Genomic DNA, 25,817 nt, shown 5'->3' on the forward strand with positions numbered 1-25,817 from the left:
GGCTGAGAAGGATTTCACAAAGTGGATTATATCTTGTAAAAGAGTCTTAAATTTTGACCTTTCAATATAATTGAGATAGTTGGTAGCGCCATGACAAAGGCTAAAGGAATACCCGAACCACTGCGGCAGTGGCAGGAAAGCGGCAAAGGACGCGCTGGCAAGGTTGACCAGCGTGTTATTGATGCGCTGCACCCTGCTGACGCAGCTGATCATATTGAAGAACTCGGTCTGGAAGAACAGGTCAAGTTCATTAAGCAGCTGACTATCCGGGATGCAGCTGAATCCATTGCGGAAATGGAAAAATATGATCAGCGCGACCTCATTGAACGGCTCAATGTTGGACTATCTGCCCGAATACTTGAATACATGTCGCCCGATGACGCGACTGATATTCTTGAAGAAATAGACGATGATCTTCGGGAAACCCTGCTGCGTCAGATCAAAGCTGAAGAACGTGAGGAAATCTCCACACTTCTGACCTTCGACCCGGAAACCGCTGGTGGGGTAATGACCACAGAAGTCGCAGTCGTGCGGGATGATATGACTGTCGATCAGGCTATTTCCGCCATACGAAGGGAGGTGGAAGATAAAAGTATCCCGTATTATGCTTATGTTGTTAACCGCCGTCATCACCTTATAGGTGCTGTTTCCATGCGGGACCTTCTTATTTCCCGCCCCGGAAAAATGCTTACTGAACTTACCAAAAACCAGCACCTGATTTCTGTTACCTACAATGTGGATAAGGAAGAGGTAGCCCGTCTTATTGCACACTATAATTTTCTTGCTATGCCTGTTACCGATTTTGATCATCGGTTTATCGGTGTCGTTACCGTTGATGATGTAATTGACATTATTAATGAGGAAGCCAGTGAAGATATGCAGTCCATGGTTGGTGCAGGTACGGATGAAACTGTAGATTCACCGTGGAAATATTCTGTCAAGCAACGCCTGCCCTGGCTGGTCATCAACGTTGCCAACTCCGCTGTTTCCGCTTGGGTGGTACACCTATTTGAAGCCAACATTGCACAGATGGCCATTCTTGCCGTTCTTATGCCGATTGTGGCGAACCAGGCCGGTAATACCGGGCAGCAGGCTCTCGCGGTCATGATCAGGCAGTTTGCGACAGAGAAGTTCGACCGGAAAAAATCATGGTCGGCGGTTTTGCGTGAATTTAAAATCGGACTTGCCAACGGTATCTGCATCGCTCTACTTGTTCTCCTTGCTGTTTTCCTGCTTACCAGTAACTATACGCTCGCTATGGTCATGTCCGGAGCACTTTTTATCGATATGGTTTTAGGTGCTGTTGTGGGGGGGGCCATTCCCATTCTGCTCAAAGAATTCGGTCGAGATCCGGCTCAGGCTTCTTCTATCTTTCTCACGACCATTACAGACAGTTTCGGTTTTCTCTCTTTGCTCGGTCTGGCCGGGGTGTTTTTGCTGTAGTGTTTTGCCTTGTCTTGATTTGAAAGGTTTTTTGATTAATCATTTTTCTGAAGACTCAATTATAAAGGCCCAGCCGAAAAAATCGGCTGGGCCTTTCATCAATAAAAAACTATTTAAATATGTTTTTAACAAACAGCATTTTTATCTGTTATCTGTTTTTTGCTGTAAACTTAATTTTTATACATGAATTTCTCTGGGCTTGGCTACTTCCAGCTCTATGACTTCACAGTCCGGTGCCATTTCTGCACAATATTCAGTGAATGATTTGGCATTTTGTTCAAGTATGGGGAAGGTTCCAAAATGCATCGGAATAACCATTTTGCAGTTCAGCAGTTTACATGCATAGGCTGCTTCTTTGGAATCCATGGTGAACCATCCGCCAGTGGGCAGAAGGGCTACATCAATGTCGTGCAGTTTCCCAAATAGTTCCATGCTGGAGAAAATTCCAGTATCTCCCGCGAAGTAAACACAAAATTCATCAGGATATGTTATAATAAAACCTGCAGGTGCTCCTGATGCAGAAGAGTGCATGGCCTGAACCATCTTTACTCTGATTCCTGCCACTTCTATTGTGCCACCGATATTCATGCCGATGATTTTGTCACCGTCCACTCCCTGAGCAATCATATCTTCGATGAAATCAAAGATACATACCAGCTGTGCTCCGGTAGCTTTACAGATTTCAGCGGCCTGTCCAACATGATCTCCATGGTCATGGGTAACCAGTACAGCATCGGCCTGTTTGATGGAGTCCCATCTCTCGGAGGCCATGGGGTTGCCTTCGAAAAAAGGATCTATGATGATGGTTTTATCATCTGACTGGATTGTAAAATTAGAGTGTCCGTTCCAAGTAAAAGTATGTTTCATGGTTTACCTCCGCGAGTCTTCGCACCAGCGTTTATAAAGGTTATGAGGGATATCCAGTTGCTCCAGAACGCGTCCGGCCATGTGAGCAGCCAGTTCTTCCACGCTTTTGGGGTAATGATAGTATCCCGGTGAAGCGGGCATGACAGTTGCGCCGGCCAGAGTAACTGTTTCCATGTTTTTGATATGTATCAGGTTGAGCGGGGTTTCGCGGGTAACAAGTATCAGTTTGCGTCTTTCTTTAAGACATACATCAGCGGCTCTGTGTATAAGGTTAGAGCCTAGTCCTTGCGCTATTGCTGCCATGGATGCCATTGAACATGGGCATACAATCATTCCGGAATGTGACCATGACCCACTGGCCGGTGGGGCGGCAATATCATTTTGACTATAAATAAAATCGGCGCATTTTGTCAGGTCTTCTTTGATATAATCAGTTTCAAGTTCCATCACTTTAACTGCGGCTTCGGAAAGTATAAGGTGAAGCTCGATATGATCAAGTGACTTAAGGTGTCTGGCCAATTGCACGGCGTACACAGTACCGCTGGCCCCGGTAGATGCGAGAACTATTCTTTTTTTATCCATTCGCAAAGATTGTTATCCATGTTGTATGTTGATCGAATCAGAACAGTTACAATAGCCAGAAAGCGTTGACAATACCGGATATTCTCCGGCTTTCAAGTTTATATCAGCAAAAAAGGGGAGCATGCCTTAAAAATCTTGAATTTTAGTGTATCCTGTGCGAGGAGAAACTCAACTTTTATCTAAGCCTTTCTCGCCTTCAGGCATTTCAAAGGCCACCATCTTTCATATTGGAATAATCCATCGAGCCTGAAAAGTTGATATGGATGATTCTTATTGCCCGTTAAAGACGGATTCACCTAACAATAAAGCGCGTAGCGCAACACCTATGGAGAAAACTATGGTCACGCTCGGTACTGCAGGAACTTCTTCCGCCCGCAAGATGATGCTTCTAGGCGGCGGTGAACTTGGCAAAGAGGTTGTAATTGAGGCTCAGCGCCTTGGAGTCGAAGTCATTGTCGTTGATCGTTACGATAATACACCGGCTATGCAGGTAGCACACCGCAGTTATGCCATGTCCATGTTGGATGCTGACGCGCTGCGTAAGGTGGTTGAAACCGAGAGACCTGATTTCATTGTTCCTGAGATTGAAGCAATTGCAACAGAAACTCTTCTTGAACTTGAAAAAGAAGGTTTCAATGTAGTGCCCACCGCTATGGCGACCCGCTTGACCATGGACCGGGAAGGAATCCGCCGACTTGCTGCCGAGGAAATAGGACTTAAAACTTCTCCCTATAAATTTGCTGACACCAAGGAAGAATATCTTGCCGCGGTAAAAGAGATCGGTATTCCTTGCGTAATCAAGCCTGTAATGAGTTCATCCGGCAAAGGGCAGAGTACGGTTAAAAGCGAAGCCGATATCGACCATGCATGGGATTATTCGCAGTCCGGAGGTCGTACTGGTGAAGGGCGGATCATTGTAGAGAGCTTTGTTGAGTTCGACTATGAAATCACACTGCTGACTGTGCGCCATGCGGGCGGGACTTCTTATTGCGCTCCAATTGGGCATCGTCAGGAAGATGGTGATTATCGTGAATCATGGCAGCCCCAGCCCATGACTGATGCTGCTCTCGCAAAAGCTCAGGATTATGCGCTTCGTATTACTGATGCTTTGGGAGGACGCGGTTTGTTTGGTGTGGAGCTGTTCATTAAAGGTGATGAAATCTTTTTTAGTGAAGTTTCTCCGCGCCCCCACGATACCGGACTCGTTACCGTTATTTCTCAGGATTTAAGCGAATTTGCTTTGCATGTCCGTGCGATTCTCGGCCTGCCTGTGCCTACCATCAGGCAGTATGGTCCTGCAGCTTCCAGTGTAATTCTTTCAAACGGCAAATCGCAGGCTCCGGCATTTGCAAATGTAGACAAGGCCCTTGAAGAAGCTGATACAAAGGTACTTATCTTCGGAAAAGGAGAGTGTGACGGTGTGCGCCGTTTGGGTGTAGCTCTTGCTCTTGGTTCTGACGTGGAAGATGCCAAGAATCGCGCTGTCCGTGCTTCATCAGCTGTAGATATTCAGTATTAGACAATACCTCGAATCACACCTCGTTGACATTGTGACGGGGTGTGATACAAGGAATAATTCCGTGTGAAAGGTTCCTTGTATCAGAGAGGTATTGATCTATGCTTAAATTCAGCAACATTTTATTATCTATTGTTTTTATATCAGTGGCCGGATGTGTGCCTAAGGCCCCTCAGTCGAATCTGGAAAGTGTTGCCAAAAACTGGTCCATGACCATTCGAGCCGGTCAGATTTTCCCTGTCTTCCCATTAGAAGAGGATATTCGGCCCGGTGATGTCTATCTAGCTGACATGTCATCGGATGATGAAGTTGAGACATGGACAGAAGAGGGTTTTCTTCCTCTTACCAACAGATACGACAGAATAAAAATTCCTTCCTCGGTTTATAGAAAAATCTACGACCATGAATTTACAGCCAATGACAAAGTCAGCTTTCATCGTAGATTTCAGGCGGCAATTCCATCCTATAGTTTCAGTCTAGATAGAAGAGGCGGGCTCGGAGCATCTCTGCCAATCAGCTCCGTACCAGTTGCCTTTGCCTTGGCCGGCGCCCAGTCCGCCAATGGAACAATTGTTTTCACCAATGCCACCAGTTATGGATTGCCTGACAGAGTTATTAAAGACGAGGCCATGAAGTGGCTTGAAAATAATCCCGGTGTGGCAAAGCTTTTAGCCGGGAAAAGCATACGCGTAATTACAAGGGTTTTTGCAATCAAAGGAATTAATGTTTCCATGTCCTTTTCAGGGTCGGGAGGGGCTAAAATTCAAGCCGGTAGTCCGCAGAATTTTGATCTGCTGCTAGGTACTTCAATATCTGATTACAGCAAAAGAATTATTGAGCTCAACAAATCAATAGAACTCATTAACAGCCTGAAAAATCCATCTAATGCAACTGCAAGCAGTCCTGTTTCAGAGAGCGATGAAAGCAGTCTGACTTCCGAGTTGAAGGCCGAACTTAAAAAACTTCAGGAACTGAAAACTAAGATTGAGTTGGATAAGTTCAAGAAAGACATAATGAGGTCAGCTTCAATCAATGATTATGGTGGTTATATGTTGCCCGGAGCCAAGCTTAACGTTGTCAGCAGGTCCGGTAACGGGGTTTCCATGAATGAAACTTTTGATAGACCTTTAGTAGTTGGCTATTGGGCTATTGAAATGCAGGTACTTGGTCCTGGTAAAATCAGTTCTTATATTCCACTGCAGAATAAATTCAGTCTCTCAGATTCAGATCCTGAGAGAGCTAAGATAAGGGCAAAAAAAGCTCAGGAGATATTGAATACCTCCCCTAAAAAGCCAAAGCCGATACCGGAACCATCTTGATTAAGATGTATGAAGTAAGCCTATTTGTAAGTATGTATTTTGAATTAAAATATAGCCATTTTTGAAGTGGACTAATAATCAAGGAGTTCTGTTGTGTATATGTTGTTTGGTCAAGATCCTAATATATCCTGTCTGGCAATAAATATGAAAGGTATTGATGAGTCAATGCATCAGAAGGAGCTTGAATGTGCTTTGAATCTATTGCCAGATGAACGTCAAAATTGGGAGTATGACAGGTATCAATCTAATGCGAACGAGAATATCTATGTTGTTTTAATGTGTAAAAATTCTGAAGTTAAGAACAGTATTAACGTTTACCATACTGACAATGCAGGGCAGGTAGACTCTGTTTCTGGAGATAATGGTAAGTTTGTCATGGAATATAACGGCGAATATACCATTGTTGCTTATTAGGTTGATTTTAATTAACAAGCCTTCTGTTCGTATACATTGTTCAAGTTACCCGCAGGCTTTGCATGTGCTGCGGGTCTTTTCTTATTTTGAGATAATGATTTTTTATATCGCTGTATTATTACATCCTAATCAAAATTTGAGATCTGATTTGATGCTACATATTGATGATTACAATCTTCCAAAAACCTTAAAGTAATACTTTGAAAAATGTTTATCGGTTTTTATTGACAGAGTTCTTGAAGGTGAGCATCTTAAGTATCCGCATCGTGGAAAACGAATAATTGAAAGGGTTGTTTTTCGCAAAATAATGTGAAGTGATTGCTCTTTTGGTTTTTCCTTAAAATGTTTGGAAGAGTATTCTCCATATGTATACTTCTACCCAAACTATATGCATAACTTCTTATATAAGGATATATACCTATGAAACAGGAAGCAAACGGATTGGCCTTGGCCCCACTGGGGTTGTTTCTAGCCATTTTTATCGGAACCGGAGCTTTTCTGACAATGGATGGAACCAGCATGGCTTTCTACCAGTTGTCAGCCACAGTTGCCATATTACCCGCGATTGCATGGGCCGTGTGGATGGGGCGTGGAAAGATAACCGATAAAATTAATATCTTTCTGCGTGGTGCCGGGGAGCCGGGCATAATCACCATGTGTATGATCTATCTTCTTGCTGGTGGATTCGCTGCTGTCGCCAAGTCTATCGGTGGGGTTGAATCCACGGTCAATCTAGGTTTATCGATAGTTCCTGCTTCAATGGTACTCCCCGGGTTATTCGTCATCGCCGCTTTTATTGCTACCGCAATGGGAACTTCAATGGGTACTATTGCCGCAATTGCACCTATTGCTGTCGGCGTGGCCGGCAAAACAGACATCCCTTCGGCTTTACTGATGGGGGCTGTCGTGGGCGGAGCCATGTTCGGTGACAACCTGTCGATGATATCAGATACCACTATTGCAGCTACCAGAACTCAGGGTTGTAAAATGAGTGACAAGTTCAAGATGAACTTCCTCATAGCGCTTCCGGCTGCCATTTTGACCGTTATCATTCTGTATTTTGCGGGTGAAGGCGGGCAGGTTGTTCAGGATGGTGGATACAGTCTGCTCAAGGTTCTGCCTTACCTGACTATTCTGATGATGGCTGTTGTTGGAGTTAATGTCTTCATAGTTCTGGGAGCGGGAATCGTTTTCACCGGGCTTGTTGGAATCATAACCATGGACAGTTTCAGCCTGCTCACTTTTTCTCAGGATATCTACAGCGGGTTTACCGGGATGCAGGAAATTCTCGTCCTCTCATTGCTGGTTGGCGGGCTTGGAGAATTGATCAAATATCATGGCGGCATAACTTATATTATTGAGATGATCGGCCGTATGACCCGTGGAACCAGATCCACAAAAGCCGGGGAACTGAGTATCAGCGCATTGGCGGTTATGTCTGACCTATGCACCGCTAACAACACTGTTGCGATTATTCTGACTGGTGGCATGGCAAAGGAAATTGCTGAAACCCATGATGTTGATCCGAGACGCAGTGCAAGCTTGCTGGACATCTTTTCCTGCATTGTTCAGGGGTTAATTCCTTATGGAGCGCAGATTTTGCTGGCAGGCTCCATTTCCAAGATGTCTCCGCTGGAGATTATCGGTAACATGCATTACTGCTTTATTCTTGCAGTGATGGCTATCCTGAGTATTATGACCGGATTTCCGCGAGTTAAGCGTTAAATTTTAATTAGCATAATCCTTAAAAATTAAACTCAGCACAAAAGTTCATTAATCCCGCATGATTTACAGTCATGCGGGATTTTTTCGTTTATGATGCATGAAAGTATGGCTTAAAGTTTTTTGTAGTCAACACCACCTATATATTTAGGCGTAAATCCCGGATGTAAGGTGCAAAAAAGTAAAAAAGCATATTTTCAGATTTATGTTTAAGGGATGGTGACGTGCACAATAAATTCGAAGCCATGAAGGGGAATATGATATCCTGCAATCCATTTCATTATGCACAGAGTATTAAGCTGAAATAAGAAAGCCCCGCCGAAGCGGGGCTTTGTGGAGTGCTCGGACAAATGTCCATAGCATAGAATGTAGACTGTTTTCAGTTATTTGATCCCTTCAGGGTGACATGCAGAGTTTACACAACCGACCATTTCCTTGTCGTTACCGAACTCTCTGACATGACATCCGAGACATGAGGGACGCTTAAGGTTGTTGCGTTTATAGTGCATAGCCTTGAAGTAGGACTTGTAACCTTTAACGGGCATTGCTGAAAAGTTGTCATGACATGTTGCACAACTGGTCGGCTTGCCTGCTTTTTTGATGTTGTGGTGACAATCGACACATTCATAACCTTCATGGCTCGAATGGTTGAACACAACTCCAATACCCTTGTCAGGTTTTATGAAGTTGATGACCAGATCGTCATCAGGAGCTGTGTATTCTTCCTGCGCTCCAACGCCTATGGCTACGAACATCATGCCCATGCAGCACAGGCACGCGATCAATAATTTTTTCATCTTATTTCTCCCTGCCTGCTAGGCTTTGTTTTTCTGTCCAAGGGCGGCAGTGAGGAAACTGCGTCTCGAACTTCTGGGCGGGGTTGCCCTGTTGGCCAAAACGGTCTTACGCTGTTCTGCTGATGCTACCAGATTTTCATGATAGTTGTCAGGCTCCGATTCGCAGAGGTAGATCACGCGCACATCCTCGGGATCGGCGAGGTAGGCGTTGGGTTTGGTCTTCTGAACTTCAGCAAGACGTTCTCTGGCCATTTTGAGCATGTCTTCGCGGTCACCGAAGTTCATGGTGCCGGTGGGACAGCTCTGAACACAGGCCGGGAGCATTCCCATTTCTACCCGGTCTATACACATGTCACATTTGGACCACATTCCGGTAGCCTTATCCTGACGCGGGATATTGTAAGGGCAGAGTTCCCAGCTTTCGAGTTTCCCTTTACGGATTACAGCTTTGTCAGTCATTACCACGGCCCCGGTTTTGGGGTCCTGTTCAACTGAGCCCGGTGTGTACATGTTTGCTATGTACTTACAGGGAGGCTCAATGCAGTGGCGGCACTGCTCGGGAAAGAACAGCCACTTGAGTTTTTTATCTTCGTCACGGACTTCATTGAAGCGCACGAGACGGATAGTGTTAAATGAGAGATCCTGCGGGTTCTGGTGTGAGCCTACGTTGCGGGTATGTTCCGCCGGCAGCTTTTTCCACTGCTTACAGGCCACCTGACAACCGCGGCAGGCGGTGCAAAGGGTGAGGTCTACAAAGAAGCTTTTACCTGACATTACTTATCACCCTCCTTCCACTTGCGGATATTGACCATGAAGGCCTTGTATTCGGGGATACCGGTGTTGGGGTCACCAACGTTCGGAGTTACGATGTTTGCGGAGTCACCGCCGTTTACAGGAGTAACCCAACCGTAATGCCAGGGCATGCCGACCATGTGCACTTCAGAACCGCCGATGTTGTACGGCTGAATACGTTCAGTAACCATGGCGATTGCCCAAAGGGAACCACGAACACTTTCGATTGTTACTTTCTCACCGTTTTCAATGCCACGCAGCTTTGCAAGGCCGGGGCTTATTTCAACGAACATCTGCGGTTCTGCTTCAACCAGCCAGTCCTGCCAGCGGGTCATAGAGCCTGTCTGCCAGTGCTCAGTGATACGGTAAGTTGTTGCAACAAATGGATATCTGGGATCACATACAGCCTTTTCCTCTCCTTCAACCTGAACCGCCGTGGGGTTATGAAGGGTTTTGGAGAAGGGATGGTCCTTAACAGGACATTCCAGAGGCTCATAATATTCGGGCAGGGGCCCGTCAGCACGGCCGGGGCCGAAGAGCTGGCCGTAACCGTTCTTACGCATGATGAAAGGATGCCTGGTTCCGGGCTTCCAACCGCCGTCAGGAACATCACCGACCCATTTGGATCCGTTCCATTCGATAACAGCCTTCTTGGGGTTCCAGGGACGGCCTTTCTCATCAACCGACGCTCTGTTGTAGAGGATGCGGCGGTTTACAGGCCAACACCATGTCCAGTTGGGAAAGAGGCCGATGTTAGCCTGTTCTTTGGTCTGGCTGGGATCGTGACGCATACCCATGTTGCCTTCGTCAGTGACAGAGTTGCAGTACAGCCAGTTACCGGAGGTAGTAGAGCCGTCAGCCTGAAGGTAGGCGAAGCTTGGTACCTGCTGTCCTTTCTTAAACTTCTTGCCTTTGACTACGGTATCGCGGGTAAACCAGCCGTTGCAAAGTTTGGCTGTTTTGCGCGCACTGAATTCCATATGCCCGTGATCGTTTTCTTCGCACATGTTGTCGAAGCTCAGATGGGTAATAGGCTCGGGGTAGACTCCACCTTCTTTTTCATAGAGGTGCTTAAGCTCTTCCCATATTTCGTGGAAGTAATGACCGTCTGTCATCACATCACCAAACGGTTCCGGGCCTTTGTAACGCCACTGCATCCAGCGACCGGAGTTGGAGACGGAACCTTCTTTCTCAATTGCCGAAGCGCAGGGGATGAAGAAGGTTTCAGTCTTACACTTCTTGGTGTCTATTTCCGGTCCCTGCCAGAAATCACTGGTTTCGCACTGGAAGAGGTTGACGTTGACCATCCAGTCCAATTTACCGAGAGCCTTACGGGTCTTGATAGCATCGGAGCTGGAGCAGGCCGGGTTCATTCCCCAGATCAGACCGCCGCTGAATTTACCTTGATACATGCGATCAATAAGCGGAATCCAAGAATACTGGCTTGCCTTGTGGTTGTCGAGACGCGGCAGATACTGATAGCCCTGTTCGGGTGTGTCCTCAGAATACATGGCCTTGATCAGACTGGCTGAGTACTTCGGATAGTGCTGCCACCAGTTGGCTGACTCGGGGTCATTGCTCTGAGGAGTGTAGGTGTTGTTGTACTTTTCGAGAGTGTCCTGTCCTGCCAGGGGAGTTTTGAGGTAGCCGGGCAGAATATGGTAGAGCAGGGCGTAATCAGTGGAGCCCTGAACGTTACACTCACCGCGCAGTGCGTTAACACCGCCGCCTGCAACACCGATATTACCGAGCATCAGCTGGATCATAGCCATGGCCCGGATGTTCTGTACGCCAACCGTGTGCTGGGTCCAACCCATGGCGTACATGATGGTTCCGGCTTTGTCCGGCTTTCCGGTAGCAGTGTAGGTGTCATAGAGCATTTCAAGATCTTTTACCGATACGCCTGAGATGGAGGAAACTTTTTCAGGGGTGTAGCGAGCAAAATGTCTTTTCATGATCTGGAAGACGCAATTGGGATCCTGCAGGGATTCGTCTTTTTTAGGGATACCCTTGTCATCCAGTTCAAATGCCCATTTGGATTTGTCGTAGGAATTTGTCTTGTGGTCAAAGCCGGAAAACAGGCCGTCTTTGAAATTGTAATCTTTGCCTACGATGAAAGATGCGTTGGTATAATCAAGCATATACTTGTGGAAGTAACGCTTGTTTTTAATGATGTAATTGATCATACCGCCTAGAACAGCGATATCAGTACCCGAGCGCAGAGCAATATATGCGTCTGATCTAGCTGAGGTACGGGTGAAGCGTGGGTCAACGTGGATGATTTTACCGCCACGTTTCTGCGCTTTCACTGCCCACTTGAAGGAAATGGGATGGTTTTCGGCAGCGTTACTGCCCATGATTAAAATACAGTCACTGTTCTGAAGATCATTCCAGTGGTTGGTCATCGCACCGCGTCCGAACGACTCTACCAGAGCCGCAACAGTTGCGCTGTGTCAGATACGTGCCTGGTGCTCTACATAGACCAGGCCGAGTGCTCGCATGAAAGAGTGCATTGCATAACATTCTTCGTTATCCAATGCTGCAGAACCGAGAGAAGCTATGCCCATGGTGCGGTTAACTACCTGACCTTTTGCGTTCTTCTTCTCAAAGCTTTCATCACGTGATTTTTTAATCAATTGGGCGATACGCTTTTTACAGAAATCCCAATCCTTTTCTTCCCACTGCTCACTGTAGGGGGCACGGTAGAGAAATTTACCGGGGCGTTTGGGGTTTTCGGTCATCTGGATTGTGGCAGCACCCTTGGCGCAGAGTGAACCTTCGTTGATGGGATGGTCAGGGTTACCCTCAACGTTGACCGCACGTTTGGTTTCAAGAGAGGTGTTGACCAGAAGTCCGCATCCTACAGAGCAGAATGCACATACGGATGTGGTCTGGCTGGTCCATTTCGGACTGAGCTGTTTCGCCCGTTCCTCGGCAGTATTGGCAAGGGCTTTCCCTAGCCCGCCAAATGCCGGAACCGCTGCAATACCGGCAGCTGCAGCAGTCGTCATTTTTACAAAATCTCTACGATTAATTCTCATCATCGCTCCTAGAATTTTGTTAGTTATCTTCCACGAATTTCACGCCCTAAGGTGAGCAGCAGTTCAAATCCGGATAAACCGGTAAAAGCATATTCTGCAGGTTTCTCCGAAGACAGAGAGTTGGAAATGGATACATTAAAGTATCTGACTTCCATCTTTCCGGCTTTTTCTGCACATGCTTCCAGAGAAATGCCCAGACCATTAAAGGGCAGTTGAAATAACGTTTCCCCAGCACATTTTTTAGAGCTTTTCATTACTGACCAGTTCTTCAAAAATTTAAGGTTAACGTTTCCCCAATCAGCCTCTTGCCTATGTTGAAAACGAATTTCCAAGGACCTAAAAAATGTTAGCGAAAAATGGCCTTTTTCATTTTCTGAATACAAACTATACATCGCTACCTGTTTTTGGAAAAAAAATTTGCTTGCGAGGTGAATGGCACAATTGTTTTTATGCCATACAACCCATAATAAACACTAGACTGCTTAACACTCTTTAATATTTGATTTAAATTTTAATCATGCTTGAAAGAGTAGAAATCTGGAAGGGTGAAGACTAAGGATAATGGTTATAACAAGGCTTTGTGGCTTTGTTTAAATAAGTCATTTAGTTTATTGTTTTTTATTGGAAGAAATCAGAAGAAGGAATAGATATTGGCTTTTATTGTTGTCATTTTGACATAATACTTAAAGTATATCTAGAAAAGGGCCTATTACCTAGAATAGATAATAGGCCCTGTCATATATTTCAGCTATTTAGTAACAATTAAGGCAAATTCATTACTCTCGTTTTGGTACCTACTTCCGGCTACATCTCCCAGTAGAGTTGTAAATGAGAAGTTGTGCGATTTGAATTCAGCCGCCAACTCTTTTGGGTCGAAGTATTGCAGCCAGTTGAAAAAGTAACGACAGCGGTCAGCTTCTATTATAGTGTACTTATCGAGAATAACCTTTTCATGCTCATATTTAAATCTGTTCATGAACCCGTAGTATTTATTGCCAGACCAGAAGCCATCCATCAGATTTGATTCATATAAATGCTTTTCATCTGTGGAATTGAATGCTTTGATGGAGTAAGCATCGAGCAGTACAGAGGCTCCTGGTTTAAGAAGCGAATAGAATTTTCTGATCATCTGACTGCGCTGCACCGGGCTGAGGACGCAGAAATCACACATGATCATAGTGATTAGGTCAAAATGATGATCTGTCCTGTAATCAAGGTAGTTACCATTTATATAGTTGATTGGAACGGATTCTTTTTGCGCTACAGCACGTGCGTAGTTGATGGAATTGGAAGAAAAGTCAATTCCAGTCACACTGGCCCCGGTCCTTGCGAAAGGAGTTGTATACAGTCCGGGGCCACACCCGAAGTCAGCAACATTTCTGCCTGATTTCAGGTTGAATTTTTTTATGATCCATTCAATTGAATTTTCTAGGAATTCTGAATTGCGTGAAGCTGCATCAATCTCAGGATGGAGATGATATTTGAGCATCTGCTCTGCAATGTGGGGATCTGTCCAGAGATCCGGAGCTGAATATGTCTCAAAAGGACGAGGACGTTCGTTAATCTTATTCAAAGCTTTAAACATAGCAAAACCTTAATATCCTTAATATTGAATATTAATTGATAAAGCCGCAAAGACTTACTGAGAAGTCACGCAGCGCAAGAACCAAAGGTCTTTATATGCTTAAAGATTGAACATACACAGGCAATTAGTTGGGACTTTGTAATAAGTCAAACAAATAGAAAAGAAATGGTTTCTTTCTGTTTCTATTCACTTTTATCCACACGACTTATATCTACCATATCATAAAATATAATACCCAGAATTGCAGCCCATCCCACTACATGAAACAATATATTACCAACCGGACTTAAAGAGCTTTCAATTGTGTTGAGAACAGCGCTGATGAGAAAAACGGAACATATCAGTAAAATGATTCCCAATACATGACATGCCCAATACATTAGTTTGTTTTTCTGCTCACGGTAGCTGATTGATGTCCACATCTGCATCATTGTTGCCCAGATGATCGGTATCGCCACAAAGAACAGCAGAAGGTTGTTCTCATCCGGCAGTTTGAAATCAAGTTTGAACTCAAAAAACCATACTCCCAATATAAAGATAAGCATATCTCTGATAAAAACGAATATAATCATGCGAGCGAGGGTAGTGGAGATTTACTGAAACGGCAAGGAGGCGGGGCGCCATATTAGCTATATATTTTAATTGAAAAAACCCTGCCACTATATAGTGGCAGGGTGATCTTTTGGATTAGTCGCTGTTTTTTTAGAACAGCGCAGCTGATGCTGAAGCAGTATTTTGATTTAAGCCAACTTTTTCCTTGCAGTACCTTCTTTATAGAAGGGCAGCTCGGATTTTTTAGCCTCAAGCTCTTTTTTGCCGGTATTGATAATAAAAGTATCCGCCTCTGCAGCATCCTTGGCAACATAGGCCAGTGCAATGGAATAGCCCAGAGTGGGGGAGAAGGAGCCACTGGTGACAACCCCAACTTCCTTACCCTCCAGTACAACTTTATCTCCGTGACGGGCAGCCCGACGACCATCAATAGTCAGAGGAATAAGAAGCTCTTTCACCTCAGTGTAAGCATCAGCCGGGAGGAGGAATGAGTATCCACCTTCCCGGGGATTATGTTCAGTATCGAGATCCTGCCCGTAAAGAGGATAGCCGCATTCAAGACGGAGAGTATCGCGGGCACCGAGACCGATGGGTTCAACCCGCTCATCAGCCACAAGTTTTTCCCAGAGCGAGAGAGCCTTGTCCGCGGGCAGGTAGAATTCATAACCCAGTTCACCTGTATATCCGGTCCGGCTGACAATAAGCTTGTATCCGTCAAATTCAGTTTCTTCGAAATTAAAATATTTTAGGTGCTTGTAGTCGCGCCCGAAAACTGATTCAAGAACATCCAGAGCGAGCGGTCCCTGCAGATCTATTTTGGCAGTTTCATAAGAGACATTATCAAAGTTCAGTCCCTCTGGAAGGTGTGAATCAATCCAGTTGAAATCTGATTCCTCGCAGGCTCCGTTGACAACAAGCATGTATGAATTTTCATCCAGGCAGTAGATGATCAGATCATCAAGAACACCGCCTTTGTCATTCGGTAGAAAACCGTAGCGGCATTTTCCCGGAGCAAGAGTGTCCAGATTCTGGGTAACAATCTTATTAAGAGCGTCCTTGGCTCCTTTGCCGGACAGATTAAATTCTCCCATGTGACTGATATCAAACAATCCTGCTTTTTCGCGGGTGTGTTTGTGTTCCACAATTATCCCTTTGTATTGCACAGGCATTTCAAAGCCTGCAAAAGGAACAAGTTTGGCTCCGTTGTCACGGTGCCATTCTGTAAGGGGGGTAGTACGCAATGCTGACATGATTTCTCCCATATAATTTGAGGACAATACCAAAATATAGGTAAAGCCCCCGCAATTTTTTAAACCAATCCGCTGATGCTGGCCCCTTCTTCATAAAGAGATCTGCTTTTGCGGATGGACCTGAATTCATCAAGTATTACAACGAGTCGGCCATAAAGTTTCTTTATTTTTAATCCATACTCGGTCAAATCATCATCGTGTTTTAGGATGTAATTTCTCCGCAGGTATGAATCATTTAGAACTCTGTCTCCAATTTTGAGTGTAGTTTCAACCAGCTTTTCAAAATAATTAACAATCTCAAATTTAAGTTCATTCAGAATCTCTGTCATTATCTGCAGCATCTCAAGGTAGGATACATGCTTACCCCGGTACTTTCTTTCTTTAAGATCCTCAAGGGTTTTGAGCTTCCTAGCCTGCTGGATGAAACTGTATTTAGACCATACTTCCTGATAAAGTTCGGACATTTCGTTGAAGGGCTCATAATTGTCCGGAGCCAGTAGATAACTATCCAGAACTTTTACAACACCGGAGTAAAATTCATCTGAATATCCGATTATTCTGCGCTGATGCTTAGAGAGCCACGCAAAAAGGAATTTGAGCCTTTTCTCATGTGTATCAGTGTCCTTGATCAACTCGTTACGTTTGTAAACAATTGAACCATTGTATTCACCGCGTACGATATCGTTCAGGAGAAGTGTCATGCTTGAAGCATCTTTAATTACATTGAAATGAGAAACTATTTCACCTGTGAGGGGATGAATTATCTCCTGCCTGTAAACGGAAAGGGCTCTGTCTTCCCTCACGTTTTCATGGTTGAACTTATGCTGCCGGTATTTGACCTTGAGGATGACAACCCTTCTTTTAACATCAACAAAAAACCCACCTTTTTTTAGCTCGGCGATTGCTTCCTTGTTATCTCTGCTTACCTGCACCAGTGCTATTTTCTCCACTCGCGGGTAATGTCTGGCTTTTGGATGTGAGAACAGGGAAGTGATGGTGCGGTCTGACTGACCAAGAACACGGACCATGAATTTTTCACCCATCCGAAAAAGGCGTCTGGCAAAAAGGGCTGAAGATGTGCGTCTTTCCGATACAATAGGAAAGCCATGCAACTCCATTAAAAAGTTGTATACGAACAGTCTGTTGTATTCGTAGAGAAGGTTGTCACCGGGCTTGAACTTGCCTATCTGTATGCCGAACCGTTTGAGTTCGGTGTCAAGGTCGGAAGGAAGTGAGCCGAATACTCCTGAAAGATAAAACCTCCCGGTATTATCTTTTGCCATTACATGGGCTCTTTCTATTTCCAGAAGGAAGGGAAGAATTTTATCGTAATTGTGTATATTGGAAACGTCTGTGTGGCTGTATTCCTGCTGAAAATCCTTATGCGATCTTTTGGGAAGACGGCTTTCGAATGTTTCAATATTGGCTCTCAGGATGGAATCGAATAAGGGGCATGCTTTTTCGGTGGTACTGTCATCCAGGAGTCTGGGGCTGTGGAGAATATCGAACTGGAAAACTTCCTGAAAAAAATTCAGCTGCCTCTCAAGTGCAACCATGCTGAAGCCGGGAAGTTTTTTATACTCATAAAGATCAACCTCGAAAGAAGGTAGAAGCTCCCGTGATTCTACCAGTGGATATTTTTTTTTCTGTTCAAAATAAGGGCGCAGCAGGCAGTTCTTGATGTGTACATGATCAAGATAAAGTCTCAAGCCCTCAAGGGACTTAAGATCATATATTTCGCCTTTATTATCGGCTTCGGTTTCACAGGACGGCCCTGTGTACCGGGAGAAAGCTTCCTGCCACATATTCATACCCTGTTTGCCGGTTAAATAACACCCCGTCCGGCTAAATAATCAACCTCTCCACCCCTATCTCTATTTATAATGTATGATTATCCCGAACTGCAACTAATTACAATACAAATTATCTAGATTTTGTGTAGAATCTGATTTATTAATGCTCAAAGCGAAAAAATGAGTATTTTCATTACTTTTGTTTCAATAATATGTGGATATTTTGGGATATCATCAATTTTAGGCCATGAAAGTCAAGGGCTGAGGCGAAAAATAAATCTCTTCCAAATTGACTTCATGTTGACCGTCAAGCTTCTTTGAAATAAGAATGGTACGGATTTATATTTATTTTCTAATGACAGTGATCTTAAAAAATCAGATGAGGTTGATATATATGTCAGATAGCAGCTGCGCCCAGCAGAATGGCGGAAACAAGAATTGTCCCTGTACTTATGCAGGCTGTTCAAGGCACGGCAACTGTTGCCAGTGTGTTGCATACCATTGCGGTAAAGATCAGTTGCCTGCATGTTATTTTACCGCCGAGCAGGAAAAAACTTATAATAGGAATATTGACTATTTTATCGAGTGCAGGACTAAATAGAAATGCCCAGAAACGAGATACTGATAAACATCCTCAGCATTGTCTGTAACGTGTTTGAGGCACATACGGTTGTCCTCTATCTTCCCGATGGTCAGCATGGATATGCTTTGACCAATTATTTCAGCCTGGGAGACGATGTTTCATCTACAGGTTCTCCCTTGCCCAAAAAGAGTCTTGCCGGAATTGTTGTGGGTAAAAACGAGCCTCTTTTTATCAATAATATGGACCGAAAAGGTTCAACTACTTTAGGGTATTACGAAAGCAGGGAAGAGGAAAAAGTGAAGGCTTTTATGGGAACCCCCCTTGATAATTCCATGGGAGCCATCTGTCTTGACAGCAAGCGTACTTATTCTTTCAGCACCAAGGATCTCAAAATCCTGTCCCAGTTCGGGAAGATGATCACTTCAATGCTTTCATGTATCCGGTCTGTAGATGCGGACTGCAAGAAAAATGATTATTTCCTGACATTGAAACTGCTGCATGATCTGCGAAAGCGTCAACCAAAGTGGGATTCTTTTTTGGACAATCTTCTTGGTATGACTGCCGGGGCATCTGGATTTTCCCATGCCTTTCTCACCGTTATAGATCAGCGGGGAACGTCCTTTTTCGTTGAAGGTGAAAACCAGCCGATCATGCATCGTGGCGACTCCAAGTCTAGGGAATACCCCTTGGGGAGCGGGCTTGTCGGTTGGGTGTATAAAAATAATGAACCTGTTTTCATTGAGGAAAACGGGGCCGGACAGGCTGCTACAAGCCTTCTGGGAGCAAGCGCAACTACCCGAGAATTTTTGAGCGTTATATGTCTTCCTCTGATTTTTCAGCGCAAGACCAGAGGAGTACTTGTTCTTGCGAATGAAAAATCCAAACGTATTGATGAAGACTTGAAGGATTTTCTATTTATGGTATCAGAGTATCTGACTCAATTCCTTGAAAATCTTTTTCTCAAAAGCAGGTTGGCCGAGGCACGGACCGCCCTGCAGAAAGTGAGTCCGGCCAAGGCAAATCCGGTGCTTATAAATGACAGGTAACCGCTTCGCGCGCGAGGTTTAATATATGATATGGGCTAAATTAATGAGTTTTCTGGGCAAGGATCTTGCCATGGATCTCGGAACAGCCAATACCCTGCTTTACACTCCCAAAGACGGGATTATTTTAAATGAGCCTTCTGTGGTTGCTCTTGATGCCCGAGATGAGTCGGTTATTGCCGTGGGTAAAGAAGCCAAGGAGTACCTGGGAAGAACTCCGGATAAAATTAAGGCTATCAGACCCATGAAAGACGGCGTTATAGCCGACTTTGAAGTGACCAAGAAAATGATCGCTTATTTTATCAAAAAGGCTATCAGGGGTAAAAATCTGGTCAAGCCCAAGATTATTATTTGTGTGCCCACGGGTATAACACAGGTTGAGAAAAGGGCGGTCATAGAGTCCGGACAGCAGGCCGGAGCGCGGGAAGTTCGTCTGATTGAAGAGCCCATGGCTGCGGCAATCGGCGCTGGCCTTGAGATTGATAAAGCTGTTGGAAATATGGTTGTTGACATCGGCGGCGGCACGACTGAAGTCGCAGTCATCACTCTGGCCTCCATTGCGCACAGCCAGTCTGTGCGTGTTGCCGGAGACGAAATGAACAATGCCATCAAGCGGTATGTTCAGGATGAATTCAAGCTTCTTATCGGTGAGAATACCGCAGAGAAAGTCAAGATTCAGATCGGCTCTGCTATCGAGCTTTCAGAACCGGTCAGCATGGTTGTCTCAGGAAGGAACCTTATTGACGGTAAGCCGAAGTCCATTGAAATCAATGATTCACAGATCAGGGAAGCTATTGCTGATCCAGTTGCGGCAATTGTAAGGTCGGTAAGGGTAGCCCTTGAAAATACTCAGCCCGAACTGGTTGCCGATATTGCTGATAACGGCCTGCTTCTTGCCGGCGGCGGGGCTCTTCTTAAGGGTCTGGATGTACTTATTAACAGAGAAAGTTCCCTGAAAGTTATTATTGATCAGGATCCTTTGACCACTGTTGTGCGTGGTACGGGGTTAAGTCTCCAGAAAGATAAAGGCTTTGAGAAGGTTTATATAAATTAGGCTGGTTACATGGATTCTCTACTTGAAAAAGCGGTTAGCGTTGTTCTGGATGCCGGTGAGATTATCCGCAGTAATTCGACAAAACCAAGAAATATAAAGCATAAAGGCCGTATTGATTTAGTGACGGAGACGGACCTTGCAGTCGAAGAATTCCTTAAAGAAGAACTTTCAAAAATATTGCCAAATTGCTCTTTTCTTGCTGAAGAAACTGCTGGAAATTCGAGTCTTTCTGACTGTACATGGGTCATAGATCCGCTGGATGGTACAACTAATTTTGCCCATGGATTACCATTTGTTGCAACCTCGGTAGCCCTGTGGCGAAATGGACAGGTTGAACTCGGTATCGTAAATCTTCCTCTGCTTGGAGAGATTTTTACGGCTGCCAGAGGTCAGGGTACATATCTTAATGGAAAGCAGGTCCATGTCTCTGAGTGTAATGATTTTGAAAAATCATTGATTGCCACTGGTTTCCCTTATGCAATTGAAGATCATATCGACTTCATAACCAATGCTCTGGAGCGAGTTCTTTTGAAAACTCAGGGAGTACGCAGACCCGGAGCGGCTGCCCTTGATCTGGCTTATGTGGCTTGTGGCCGTTATGACGGTTTTTATGAAAGCAGCCTGAAACCATGGGACACAGCGGCAGGGTGGCTGCTTGTGGAAGAAGCCGGAGGAAGAGTTAGCGGCTATCGCGGTGCAGATTTTGACCTTTATTCCCCCGGCATTATTGCCGGAGGAACTGCAATCCATGAAGAACTTGATACTCTTCTCTCAGAGGTTCTTGGAACTATTTGATTTTAAAAAGAAACTGCTGGTCATGAAGAAAAACAAGAGCTGGGGCCAGAAGTTCTCTATATTCCCTGACCAGCCACTCCAGCTCTTCTTCAGAGTAGAAATATCCTGACTCGACTTCTTCATGGTTCGGATTCGGAATATTGTTTATTTTATCCAGTGTGAATAATGTGATAAATTCGTTCCCGGTTTCAGCAGAGGCTTTTATTTCACTGACTTGTCTCAGGTTGCCGGACCTGATGTTTAATTCGGATTCAAGCTCACGAACTGCGGCGTCAAAACTTGACTCACCAACATGAACATGACCGCTTGCAGATATATCCCAGCGTCCGGAGTAGAGCTTTTTGTTTGAACTGCGTTTTTGCAGATACAGTTTTCCTTCAGCATCATAAATAAGTATGATCACAGACCGGTGAGATAGAGCTTGACGGTGCACTTCTTTGATATCCATAGTGCTTAATGGTCGGTTGCTGCCGTCCACCACTTCGATCTGGTAATTTGTTTTTTTCACTTTTTTTGAGTCTGTATTTGTTTTATTTATTGGCTGTTCTTTCAATTTTCCGGAATCAGGTGTAAAGGGTTCACGTTGACTTTGACGGTGATTGCAGATGAAATGCGTTGCTGAAAGACACATTAATTATGATTAGCAAAGAAGTCACCTCCGGTGATCAAATTATATTGGATATGGGGTCCGAACATATTTCTCAGCTACGGGCCCTCGAATCCCTGTGTTTTGAATATCAGTGGACTGAGGAGCAGTTCAAGCTTGGACTTGAAAAAAAAGCTTTTTATGTTCTGGGGTATGAAGAGCAGGGAATTTTGGTCGGTTATTTGGCCTATTCGATTGTTTTGGGAGAAATGGAAGTTCTGAATCTGGGAGTCCACCCGGATTTCAGGCGAAGGGGAATTGGTAAAGCACTGATGCTTACGCTCTTGCAGAAGTGCAGGGAAATGGAGATCAAAAGAGGCTTGCTGGATGTGAAGGAAAGCAATCATCCAGCTATTGCGCTGTACGAAAGTCTGGGCTTCAGGAAAGTCGGAATCAGGAAGAATTATTATCCCGACACCAGGGAAGACGCCCATCTTTATGACTTGGAATTCTGACGGCTTTAACCAATTTAACAGCAAAAAACACGGAGTGATCATGCGCTTCATTGACCAACTTGACATTGCAGGAAAGAAACTGCTGATGAGAGTTGATTTCAACGTCCCCCTGGACGGCGAAACCATCACTGACGACAACCGCATCAAGGCCGCTGTCCCCACCTTTAAATATGCACTGGAAAAAGGTGCATCGGTTATCGTTATGGCCCATCTGGGCAAACCCAAGGGCAAGAGAGTGGACTCCTTGTCTCTGGCTCCCGCTGCCAAGCGTCTTGGCGAATATCTCGGAATGGAAGTCCCCCTGGCTCCCGACTGCATCGGTCCCGAGGTGGAAAAAATGGCTGCCGAGCTTAAGCCCGGTCAGGTCATGATGTTGGAAAACTTACGCTTTCACGCTGAAGAACAGGCAAAGACTCCCGAAGAAAGGGGAGATTTCGGTAAGCAGCTTGCTTCTTTAGCTGATATCTATGTTAATGATGCTTTTGGCGTGGCCCACCGCGCCAATGCTTCTGTTGTTGACGTTCCTTACGCAGCCAAAGAGTGCTGTGCCGGATTCCTGCTCAAGCTCGAATGGGAATACCTCGGCGAGGCTCTCAAAAACGCTCGTAAGCCCTATATCGCTGTATCCGGTGGCGCCAAGGTTTCCTCCAAGCTTGGAATTCTCAACAACCTCATAGGAAAAGTTGATGATTTCATAATCGGTGGAGCTATGGCCAACACTTTCCTTCTTGCTCAGGGCAAGTCAGTCGGTAAATCTCTGGTTGAAGAAAGCCTTGTGGATACCGCTAAGGAAATCATCGAAAAGGCCGCTTCCTCCGGAACAACTCTTCATCTTCCCGTTGATTTTGTATGGGGAACCGACATTGAAACCGCGCAGGGAGTCTGTGATGGTGACAGCGTTCCGGAAGACGGTATGCTCCTTGATATCGGCCCTGAAACAACAAAGAAATTCTGCGAAGTGATCGAAAGATCTAAAACAATCGTCTGGAACGGTCCCATGGGCTTGTTCGAAAAGCCCGCTTTTGCAACCGGTTCTCTTGAACTCTGCAAAACAATGGCAAATCTTGACGATGCGACTACTATCGTAGGCGGCGGAGATACCGACGCGGTTGTTCATCAGGCAAAGCTTGAAGATAAATTCACCTTCATTTCCACCGGCGGCGGGTCTTTCCTTGAGTTTCTTGAAGGAAAAGAACTTCCCGCATTCAAAGCACTCAAGGAGAACGTCTAATGAAAAAATTAATGGCTGCAAACTGGAAGATGTATAAGACCAGAGCCGAAGCAAAAGCTACTGCCGAAGATCTCGTTAACAGAATCGAAGGCAAACTTCCCGAGGACCGTGAAGTTGTGATAGCTGCTCCGTACACAGCTTTAGAATCAGTAGGCTCTGTTCTTGAAGGTAAAGCCAATTGCTCACTCAGTGCTGAAAATCTCTACCCCGCTGAAGAGGGTGCGTATACCGGTGAGATCTCTCCCCGTATGCTTAAGGATGTTGGCTGCTCTTACGCTCTTGCCGGACATTCGGAGCGCCGTTCCATTATGGGTGAAACCGATGAAATGGTCGGTGAAAAAGTGGCCTTCGGCCTCAAAAACGGTCTGTCCATGATTCTTTGCATTGGAGAGACCATTGATGAACGTAAGGCTGGTGAAGTTCAGAAAGTCATAAACAGACAGCTGGAGGCTGGACTGAAAGACGTTTCGGCTGATTTTGCTCCGGAAACTGTCGTTGTGGCTTACGAACCTGTCTGGGCCATTGGAACCGGAGAAGTTGCCGGAGAAGATGAAATAGTTGAAGCCCACGGTTTTGTTAGAAAAAAACTGGAAAATATTTTCCCGGAAAAAGCCAGTGAAATCCGCATCTTATATGGCGGAAGTGTTAAACCCGGTAACTGCGCCCAGATAATAGCACTTGACAATGTGGACGGTGTGTTGGTAGGAGGCGCGAGCTTGGACGGCGAAAGTTTCAGTCAGATTGCTCTGGCTTAAAAGGTACGCCAAAATCCCGGTGAAAAAAAAAGGAATAAAAAGCTTTGCAAACGCTCGTAATTACTGTACACGTTATCGCCTGTATCTTTCTGATTGTTTTCGTTCTTCTTCAGAGCGGTAAGGAAGATATGGGGGTAATCTTCGGCGGAGGAAGTGGGTCTGTATTCGGTAGCACCGGAGCAGGTGGAATACTTGCCAAGATAACAGCGTTTCTCGCTGCGGTCTTTCTGGTAACATCCCTGAGTTATAATGTTCTTTCCGGCAACAAAATCGCTGATGATTCTGTAATGCTTGAAGGTGACACAATAATCACTCCCGAAGTTGAAAAGCCCGCGGTTACTTTTGAAGAGCCTGCAAAACCTGCAGCTCCCAAAGCAGAAGAAACCAAGTAGCTTTTAAGAAAGCTTAAAGACTTAAATCAAGTTCTTTAATATAAGCTCATATTCAGAGCCGAGGTGGTGGAATTGGTAGACACGCTGTCTTGAGGGGGCAGTGGAAGAGATTCCGTGGGGGTTCGAATCCCCCCCTCGGCACCATCTGAAAAGAGGGTGCTTTCGAAAGAAAAACCTAGATATTATGAGCAATTATTTGCAAAAAAAGCTTGCAAATATGTTTAAAGGCCGTTAATAACATTCCTCGTTGAGACGTTCTTTGAACACAACACCTCTTGCCGAGGTGGTGGAACTGGTAGACACGCTGTCTTGAGGGGGCAGTGGAAGAGATTCCGTGGGGGTTCGAATCCCCCCCTCGGCACCATGCAACAGAAGAAGGGCCGGAACGAAAGTTCCGGCCCTTTTTGTATTCAAAGGAAGACTATAATGCTTGTTATCCACGCGAACAAGAGTGATTACCCTGAGCTCATCCAGGTATGGGAAGACTCTGTTAGAGCCACACATTTTTTTCTTACGGAAGAGGATATTGCAAGGTTACGGAAATTGATTCTTGCAGAATATTTTGACGCTGTTGAAATATCGTGTGTTAAGAATTCGAGTGACAAAATTCTTGGATTCTGCGGAGTGTCTGATGATAAAATTGAGATGCTGTTTGTTGCCCCGGAGAGTAGGGGGCAAGGTGTCGGAGCTTGTTTATGTAACCATGTTATTCGAAACAATAAAGTGAACAAAGTTGATGTAAATGAACAGAATCCACAAGCAGTAGGATTTTATGAACACATGGGTTTTATAATTGTTTCGAAATCAGACCATGATGGGCAGGGAAATCATTTTCCTTTACTTCATATGGAACTGACAGAAAGTGAACCTTGTGAGTTTAGATTTCGCGAATAAATTTTTATCAATAAAAGAGTGACTCCTTAACAAAGATAGAGATTGAGCTTTTGCAGGAATCATAGTTTTTATCCTTTATTTCCTGAGAACTGCCATCTCTTCAGTGTTATAATATCTAATTATTTTATCACTTTTAAATTGACGCATAATCGTTTTTTTCAAAGATTTTGGTAAGTATGTTCAGCTTTAGAAGTAATACCCTCAGAATGGCCTTTTTGAGGGTTTACTGATCTCCATTCGTATTAATGAATCTTTGCAATATTTATTTGCTTCCAGGTGAACTATCTAGTTTATTA

Annotated in this window: 25 protein-coding genes and 2 tRNA genes; 16 read left to right on the plus strand and 11 right to left on the minus strand. The window is 44.8% G+C overall.

The annotated features are described in order from the left end of the window. Window positions 1-90: 90 nt before the first annotated feature. Entirely contained in the window at window positions 91-1,443 is a 1,353-nt protein-coding gene (mgtE, locus tag ACZ5PW_RS12410; protein ID WP_464554077.1) for a magnesium transporter, read from the plus strand. 177 nt (window positions 1,444-1,620) lie between these two features. Here mgtE and ACZ5PW_RS12415 read toward each other — a convergent pair whose 3' ends face one another. Next, window positions 1,621-2,310 (minus strand): metal-dependent hydrolase, encoded by a 690-nt coding sequence (locus ACZ5PW_RS12415; RefSeq protein ID WP_464554080.1) that lies wholly within the window; start codon window positions 2,308-2,310, stop codon window positions 1,621-1,623. A gap of 3 nt (window positions 2,311-2,313) precedes the next feature. Beyond that, window positions 2,314-2,892: a UbiX family flavin prenyltransferase gene (locus ACZ5PW_RS12420; RefSeq protein WP_464554082.1), complete on the minus strand. Its 579-nt coding sequence runs from the start codon at window positions 2,890-2,892 to the stop codon at window positions 2,314-2,316. Window positions 2,893-3,229: 337 nt separating this feature from the next. Between ACZ5PW_RS12420 and purT the strand changes: the two genes are divergently transcribed. From purT to ACZ5PW_RS12440, 4 genes are all read left to right on the plus strand, one after another. Continuing rightward, complete coding sequence (gene purT / locus ACZ5PW_RS12425) at window positions 3,230-4,411, plus strand: formate-dependent phosphoribosylglycinamide formyltransferase (RefSeq protein WP_464554084.1); 1,182 nt, start codon at window positions 3,230-3,232, stop codon at window positions 4,409-4,411. A gap of 98 nt (window positions 4,412-4,509) precedes the next feature. Next, window positions 4,510-5,727, plus strand: coding sequence for a hypothetical protein (locus tag ACZ5PW_RS12430; protein ID WP_464554086.1), 1,218 nt, complete (start codon window positions 4,510-4,512; stop codon window positions 5,725-5,727). Between the two features lie 93 nt (window positions 5,728-5,820). Continuing rightward, a complete protein-coding gene (locus ACZ5PW_RS12435; protein ID WP_464554088.1) occupies window positions 5,821-6,141 on the plus strand; it encodes a hypothetical protein in 321 nt (106 codons plus the stop codon). A 420-nt stretch (window positions 6,142-6,561) separates the two neighbouring features. Beyond that, window positions 6,562-7,866: a Na+/H+ antiporter NhaC family protein gene (locus ACZ5PW_RS12440; protein WP_464554090.1), complete on the plus strand. Its 1,305-nt coding sequence runs from the start codon at window positions 6,562-6,564 to the stop codon at window positions 7,864-7,866. A gap of 380 nt (window positions 7,867-8,246) precedes the next feature. Here the strand turns inward: ACZ5PW_RS12440 and ACZ5PW_RS12445 are convergent, their stop codons facing one another. The 8 genes from ACZ5PW_RS12445 to ACZ5PW_RS12480 form a co-directional block, all read right to left on the minus strand. Beyond that, complete coding sequence (locus ACZ5PW_RS12445; RefSeq protein ID WP_464554092.1) at window positions 8,247-8,660, minus strand: cytochrome c3 family protein; 414 nt, start codon at window positions 8,658-8,660, stop codon at window positions 8,247-8,249. An 18-nt stretch (window positions 8,661-8,678) separates the two neighbouring features. Further along, complete coding sequence (locus ACZ5PW_RS12450; protein WP_464554094.1) at window positions 8,679-9,434, minus strand: 4Fe-4S dicluster domain-containing protein; 756 nt, start codon at window positions 9,432-9,434, stop codon at window positions 8,679-8,681. Continuing rightward, entirely contained in the window at window positions 9,434-12,493 is a 3,060-nt protein-coding gene (gene fdnG, locus ACZ5PW_RS12455; RefSeq protein WP_464560403.1) for a formate dehydrogenase-N subunit alpha, read from the minus strand. The genes ACZ5PW_RS12450 and fdnG overlap by 1 nt, the downstream gene beginning before the upstream one ends. A gap of 23 nt (window positions 12,494-12,516) precedes the next feature. After that, window positions 12,517-12,885, minus strand: coding sequence for a hypothetical protein (locus ACZ5PW_RS12460; protein WP_464554096.1), 369 nt, complete (start codon window positions 12,883-12,885; stop codon window positions 12,517-12,519). A 356-nt stretch (window positions 12,886-13,241) separates the two neighbouring features. Beyond that, window positions 13,242-14,078, minus strand: a complete 837-nt coding sequence (locus ACZ5PW_RS12465; protein ID WP_464554098.1) for a class I SAM-dependent methyltransferase — start codon at window positions 14,076-14,078, stop codon at window positions 13,242-13,244. Between the two features lie 182 nt (window positions 14,079-14,260). Continuing rightward, window positions 14,261-14,623, minus strand: coding sequence for a hypothetical protein (locus ACZ5PW_RS12470; protein ID WP_464554100.1), 363 nt, complete (start codon window positions 14,621-14,623; stop codon window positions 14,261-14,263). A gap of 195 nt (window positions 14,624-14,818) precedes the next feature. Continuing rightward, window positions 14,819-15,880 carry a glycine cleavage system aminomethyltransferase GcvT gene (gene gcvT, locus ACZ5PW_RS12475; protein ID WP_464554102.1) on the minus strand — a complete coding sequence of 354 codons (1,062 nt, stop codon included), beginning with the start codon at window positions 15,878-15,880 and terminating at the stop codon, window positions 14,819-14,821. Window positions 15,881-15,939: 59 nt separating this feature from the next. Then, the gene (locus ACZ5PW_RS12480; protein WP_464554104.1) at window positions 15,940-17,685 is read right to left on the minus strand and encodes a hypothetical protein; all 1,746 of its coding nucleotides are present in this window, start codon (window positions 17,683-17,685) and stop codon (window positions 15,940-15,942) included. A 382-nt stretch (window positions 17,686-18,067) separates the two neighbouring features. Between ACZ5PW_RS12480 and ACZ5PW_RS12485 the strand changes: the two genes are divergently transcribed. From ACZ5PW_RS12485 to ACZ5PW_RS12500, 4 genes are read left to right on the plus strand one after another with little or no spacing between them, the layout of a single operon-like run. Then, complete coding sequence (locus ACZ5PW_RS12485) at window positions 18,068-18,274, plus strand: DUF6485 family protein (protein ID WP_464554106.1); 207 nt, start codon at window positions 18,068-18,070, stop codon at window positions 18,272-18,274. A gap of 2 nt (window positions 18,275-18,276) precedes the next feature. After that, window positions 18,277-19,302, plus strand: coding sequence for a GAF domain-containing protein (locus ACZ5PW_RS12490; protein ID WP_464554108.1), 1,026 nt, complete (start codon window positions 18,277-18,279; stop codon window positions 19,300-19,302). A gap of 25 nt (window positions 19,303-19,327) precedes the next feature. Further along, entirely contained in the window at window positions 19,328-20,353 is a 1,026-nt protein-coding gene (gene mreB / locus ACZ5PW_RS12495; RefSeq protein WP_464554111.1) for a rod shape-determining protein MreB, read from the plus strand. A 9-nt stretch (window positions 20,354-20,362) separates the two neighbouring features. Next, window positions 20,363-21,148 carry an inositol monophosphatase family protein gene (locus tag ACZ5PW_RS12500; RefSeq protein ID WP_464554112.1) on the plus strand — a complete coding sequence of 262 codons (786 nt, stop codon included), beginning with the start codon at window positions 20,363-20,365 and terminating at the stop codon, window positions 21,146-21,148. Here ACZ5PW_RS12500 and ACZ5PW_RS12505 read toward each other — a convergent pair. Next, entirely contained in the window at window positions 21,141-21,656 is a 516-nt protein-coding gene (locus tag ACZ5PW_RS12505; protein ID WP_464554114.1) for an NUDIX hydrolase, read from the minus strand. The genes ACZ5PW_RS12500 and ACZ5PW_RS12505 overlap by 8 nt on opposite strands. Before the next feature lie 128 nt (window positions 21,657-21,784). On the opposite strand from ACZ5PW_RS12505, the gene rimI reads away from it, so the two are divergent. The 7 genes from rimI to ACZ5PW_RS12540 all read left to right on the plus strand — a co-directional run bounded on the left by rimI (window position 21,785) and on the right by ACZ5PW_RS12540 (window position 25,521). Then, the gene (gene rimI / locus ACZ5PW_RS12510; RefSeq protein WP_464554118.1) at window positions 21,785-22,249 is read left to right on the plus strand and encodes a ribosomal protein S18-alanine N-acetyltransferase; all 465 of its coding nucleotides are present in this window, start codon (window positions 21,785-21,787) and stop codon (window positions 22,247-22,249) included. Between the two features lie 40 nt (window positions 22,250-22,289). Beyond that, the gene (locus ACZ5PW_RS12515; protein ID WP_464554120.1) at window positions 22,290-23,480 is read left to right on the plus strand and encodes a phosphoglycerate kinase; all 1,191 of its coding nucleotides are present in this window, start codon (window positions 22,290-22,292) and stop codon (window positions 23,478-23,480) included. After that, window positions 23,480-24,235: a triose-phosphate isomerase gene (gene tpiA, locus ACZ5PW_RS12520; protein ID WP_464554122.1), complete on the plus strand. Its 756-nt coding sequence runs from the start codon at window positions 23,480-23,482 to the stop codon at window positions 24,233-24,235. The genes ACZ5PW_RS12515 and tpiA overlap by 1 nt, the downstream gene beginning before the upstream one ends. 44 nt (window positions 24,236-24,279) lie before the next feature. After that, complete coding sequence (secG, locus tag ACZ5PW_RS12525; RefSeq protein WP_464554124.1) at window positions 24,280-24,627, plus strand: preprotein translocase subunit SecG; 348 nt, start codon at window positions 24,280-24,282, stop codon at window positions 24,625-24,627. Between the two features lie 57 nt (window positions 24,628-24,684). Then, window positions 24,685-24,771, plus strand: a tRNA-Leu gene (locus tag ACZ5PW_RS12530). Window positions 24,772-24,904: 133 nt separating this feature from the next. Further along, a tRNA-Leu gene (locus ACZ5PW_RS12535) sits at window positions 24,905-24,991 on the plus strand. Window positions 24,992-25,053: 62 nt separating this feature from the next. Further along, entirely contained in the window at window positions 25,054-25,521 is a 468-nt protein-coding gene (locus tag ACZ5PW_RS12540) for a GNAT family N-acetyltransferase (RefSeq protein WP_464554127.1), read from the plus strand. Window positions 25,522-25,817: the final 296 nt, after the last annotated feature.

Source organism: Maridesulfovibrio salinus (assembly GCF_055394525.1).

What these genes read in the sequence shown, in the direction of transcription:
- mgtE (WP_464554077.1), top strand. Translation starts at nt 91, where the DNA reads ATGACAAAGGCTAAAGGAATACCCGAACCACTGCGGCAGTGGCAGGAA.
- ACZ5PW_RS12415 (WP_464554080.1), bottom strand. Translation starts at nt 2,310, where the DNA reads ATGAAACATACTTTTACTTGGAACGGACACTCTAATTTTACAATCCAG.
- ACZ5PW_RS12420 (WP_464554082.1), bottom strand. Translation starts at nt 2,892, where the DNA reads ATGGATAAAAAAAGAATAGTTCTCGCATCTACCGGGGCCAGCGGTACT.
- purT (WP_464554084.1), top strand. Translation starts at nt 3,230, where the DNA reads ATGGTCACGCTCGGTACTGCAGGAACTTCTTCCGCCCGCAAGATGATG.
- ACZ5PW_RS12430 (WP_464554086.1), top strand. Translation starts at nt 4,510, where the DNA reads ATGCTTAAATTCAGCAACATTTTATTATCTATTGTTTTTATATCAGTG.
- ACZ5PW_RS12440 (WP_464554090.1), top strand. Translation starts at nt 6,562, where the DNA reads ATGAAACAGGAAGCAAACGGATTGGCCTTGGCCCCACTGGGGTTGTTT.
- ACZ5PW_RS12445 (WP_464554092.1), bottom strand. Translation starts at nt 8,660, where the DNA reads ATGAAAAAATTATTGATCGCGTGCCTGTGCTGCATGGGCATGATGTTC.
- ACZ5PW_RS12450 (WP_464554094.1), bottom strand. Translation starts at nt 9,434, where the DNA reads ATGTCAGGTAAAAGCTTCTTTGTAGACCTCACCCTTTGCACCGCCTGC.
- ACZ5PW_RS12460 (WP_464554096.1), bottom strand. Translation starts at nt 12,885, where the DNA reads ATGTATAGTTTGTATTCAGAAAATGAAAAAGGCCATTTTTCGCTAACA.
- ACZ5PW_RS12465 (WP_464554098.1), bottom strand. Translation starts at nt 14,078, where the DNA reads ATGTTTAAAGCTTTGAATAAGATTAACGAACGTCCTCGTCCTTTTGAG.
- ACZ5PW_RS12470 (WP_464554100.1), bottom strand. Translation starts at nt 14,623, where the DNA reads ATGCTTATCTTTATATTGGGAGTATGGTTTTTTGAGTTCAAACTTGAT.
- gcvT (WP_464554102.1), bottom strand. Translation starts at nt 15,880, where the DNA reads ATGTCAGCATTGCGTACTACCCCCCTTACAGAATGGCACCGTGACAAC.
- ACZ5PW_RS12480 (WP_464554104.1), bottom strand. Translation starts at nt 17,685, where the DNA reads ATGTGGCAGGAAGCTTTCTCCCGGTACACAGGGCCGTCCTGTGAAACC.
- ACZ5PW_RS12485 (WP_464554106.1), top strand. Translation starts at nt 18,068, where the DNA reads ATGTCAGATAGCAGCTGCGCCCAGCAGAATGGCGGAAACAAGAATTGT.
- ACZ5PW_RS12490 (WP_464554108.1), top strand. Translation starts at nt 18,277, where the DNA reads ATGCCCAGAAACGAGATACTGATAAACATCCTCAGCATTGTCTGTAAC.
- mreB (WP_464554111.1), top strand. Translation starts at nt 19,328, where the DNA reads ATGATATGGGCTAAATTAATGAGTTTTCTGGGCAAGGATCTTGCCATG.
- ACZ5PW_RS12500 (WP_464554112.1), top strand. Translation starts at nt 20,363, where the DNA reads ATGGATTCTCTACTTGAAAAAGCGGTTAGCGTTGTTCTGGATGCCGGT.
- rimI (WP_464554118.1), top strand. Translation starts at nt 21,785, where the DNA reads ATGATTAGCAAAGAAGTCACCTCCGGTGATCAAATTATATTGGATATG.
- ACZ5PW_RS12515 (WP_464554120.1), top strand. Translation starts at nt 22,290, where the DNA reads ATGCGCTTCATTGACCAACTTGACATTGCAGGAAAGAAACTGCTGATG.
- tpiA (WP_464554122.1), top strand. Translation starts at nt 23,480, where the DNA reads ATGAAAAAATTAATGGCTGCAAACTGGAAGATGTATAAGACCAGAGCC.
- ACZ5PW_RS12540 (WP_464554127.1), top strand. Translation starts at nt 25,054, where the DNA reads ATGCTTGTTATCCACGCGAACAAGAGTGATTACCCTGAGCTCATCCAG.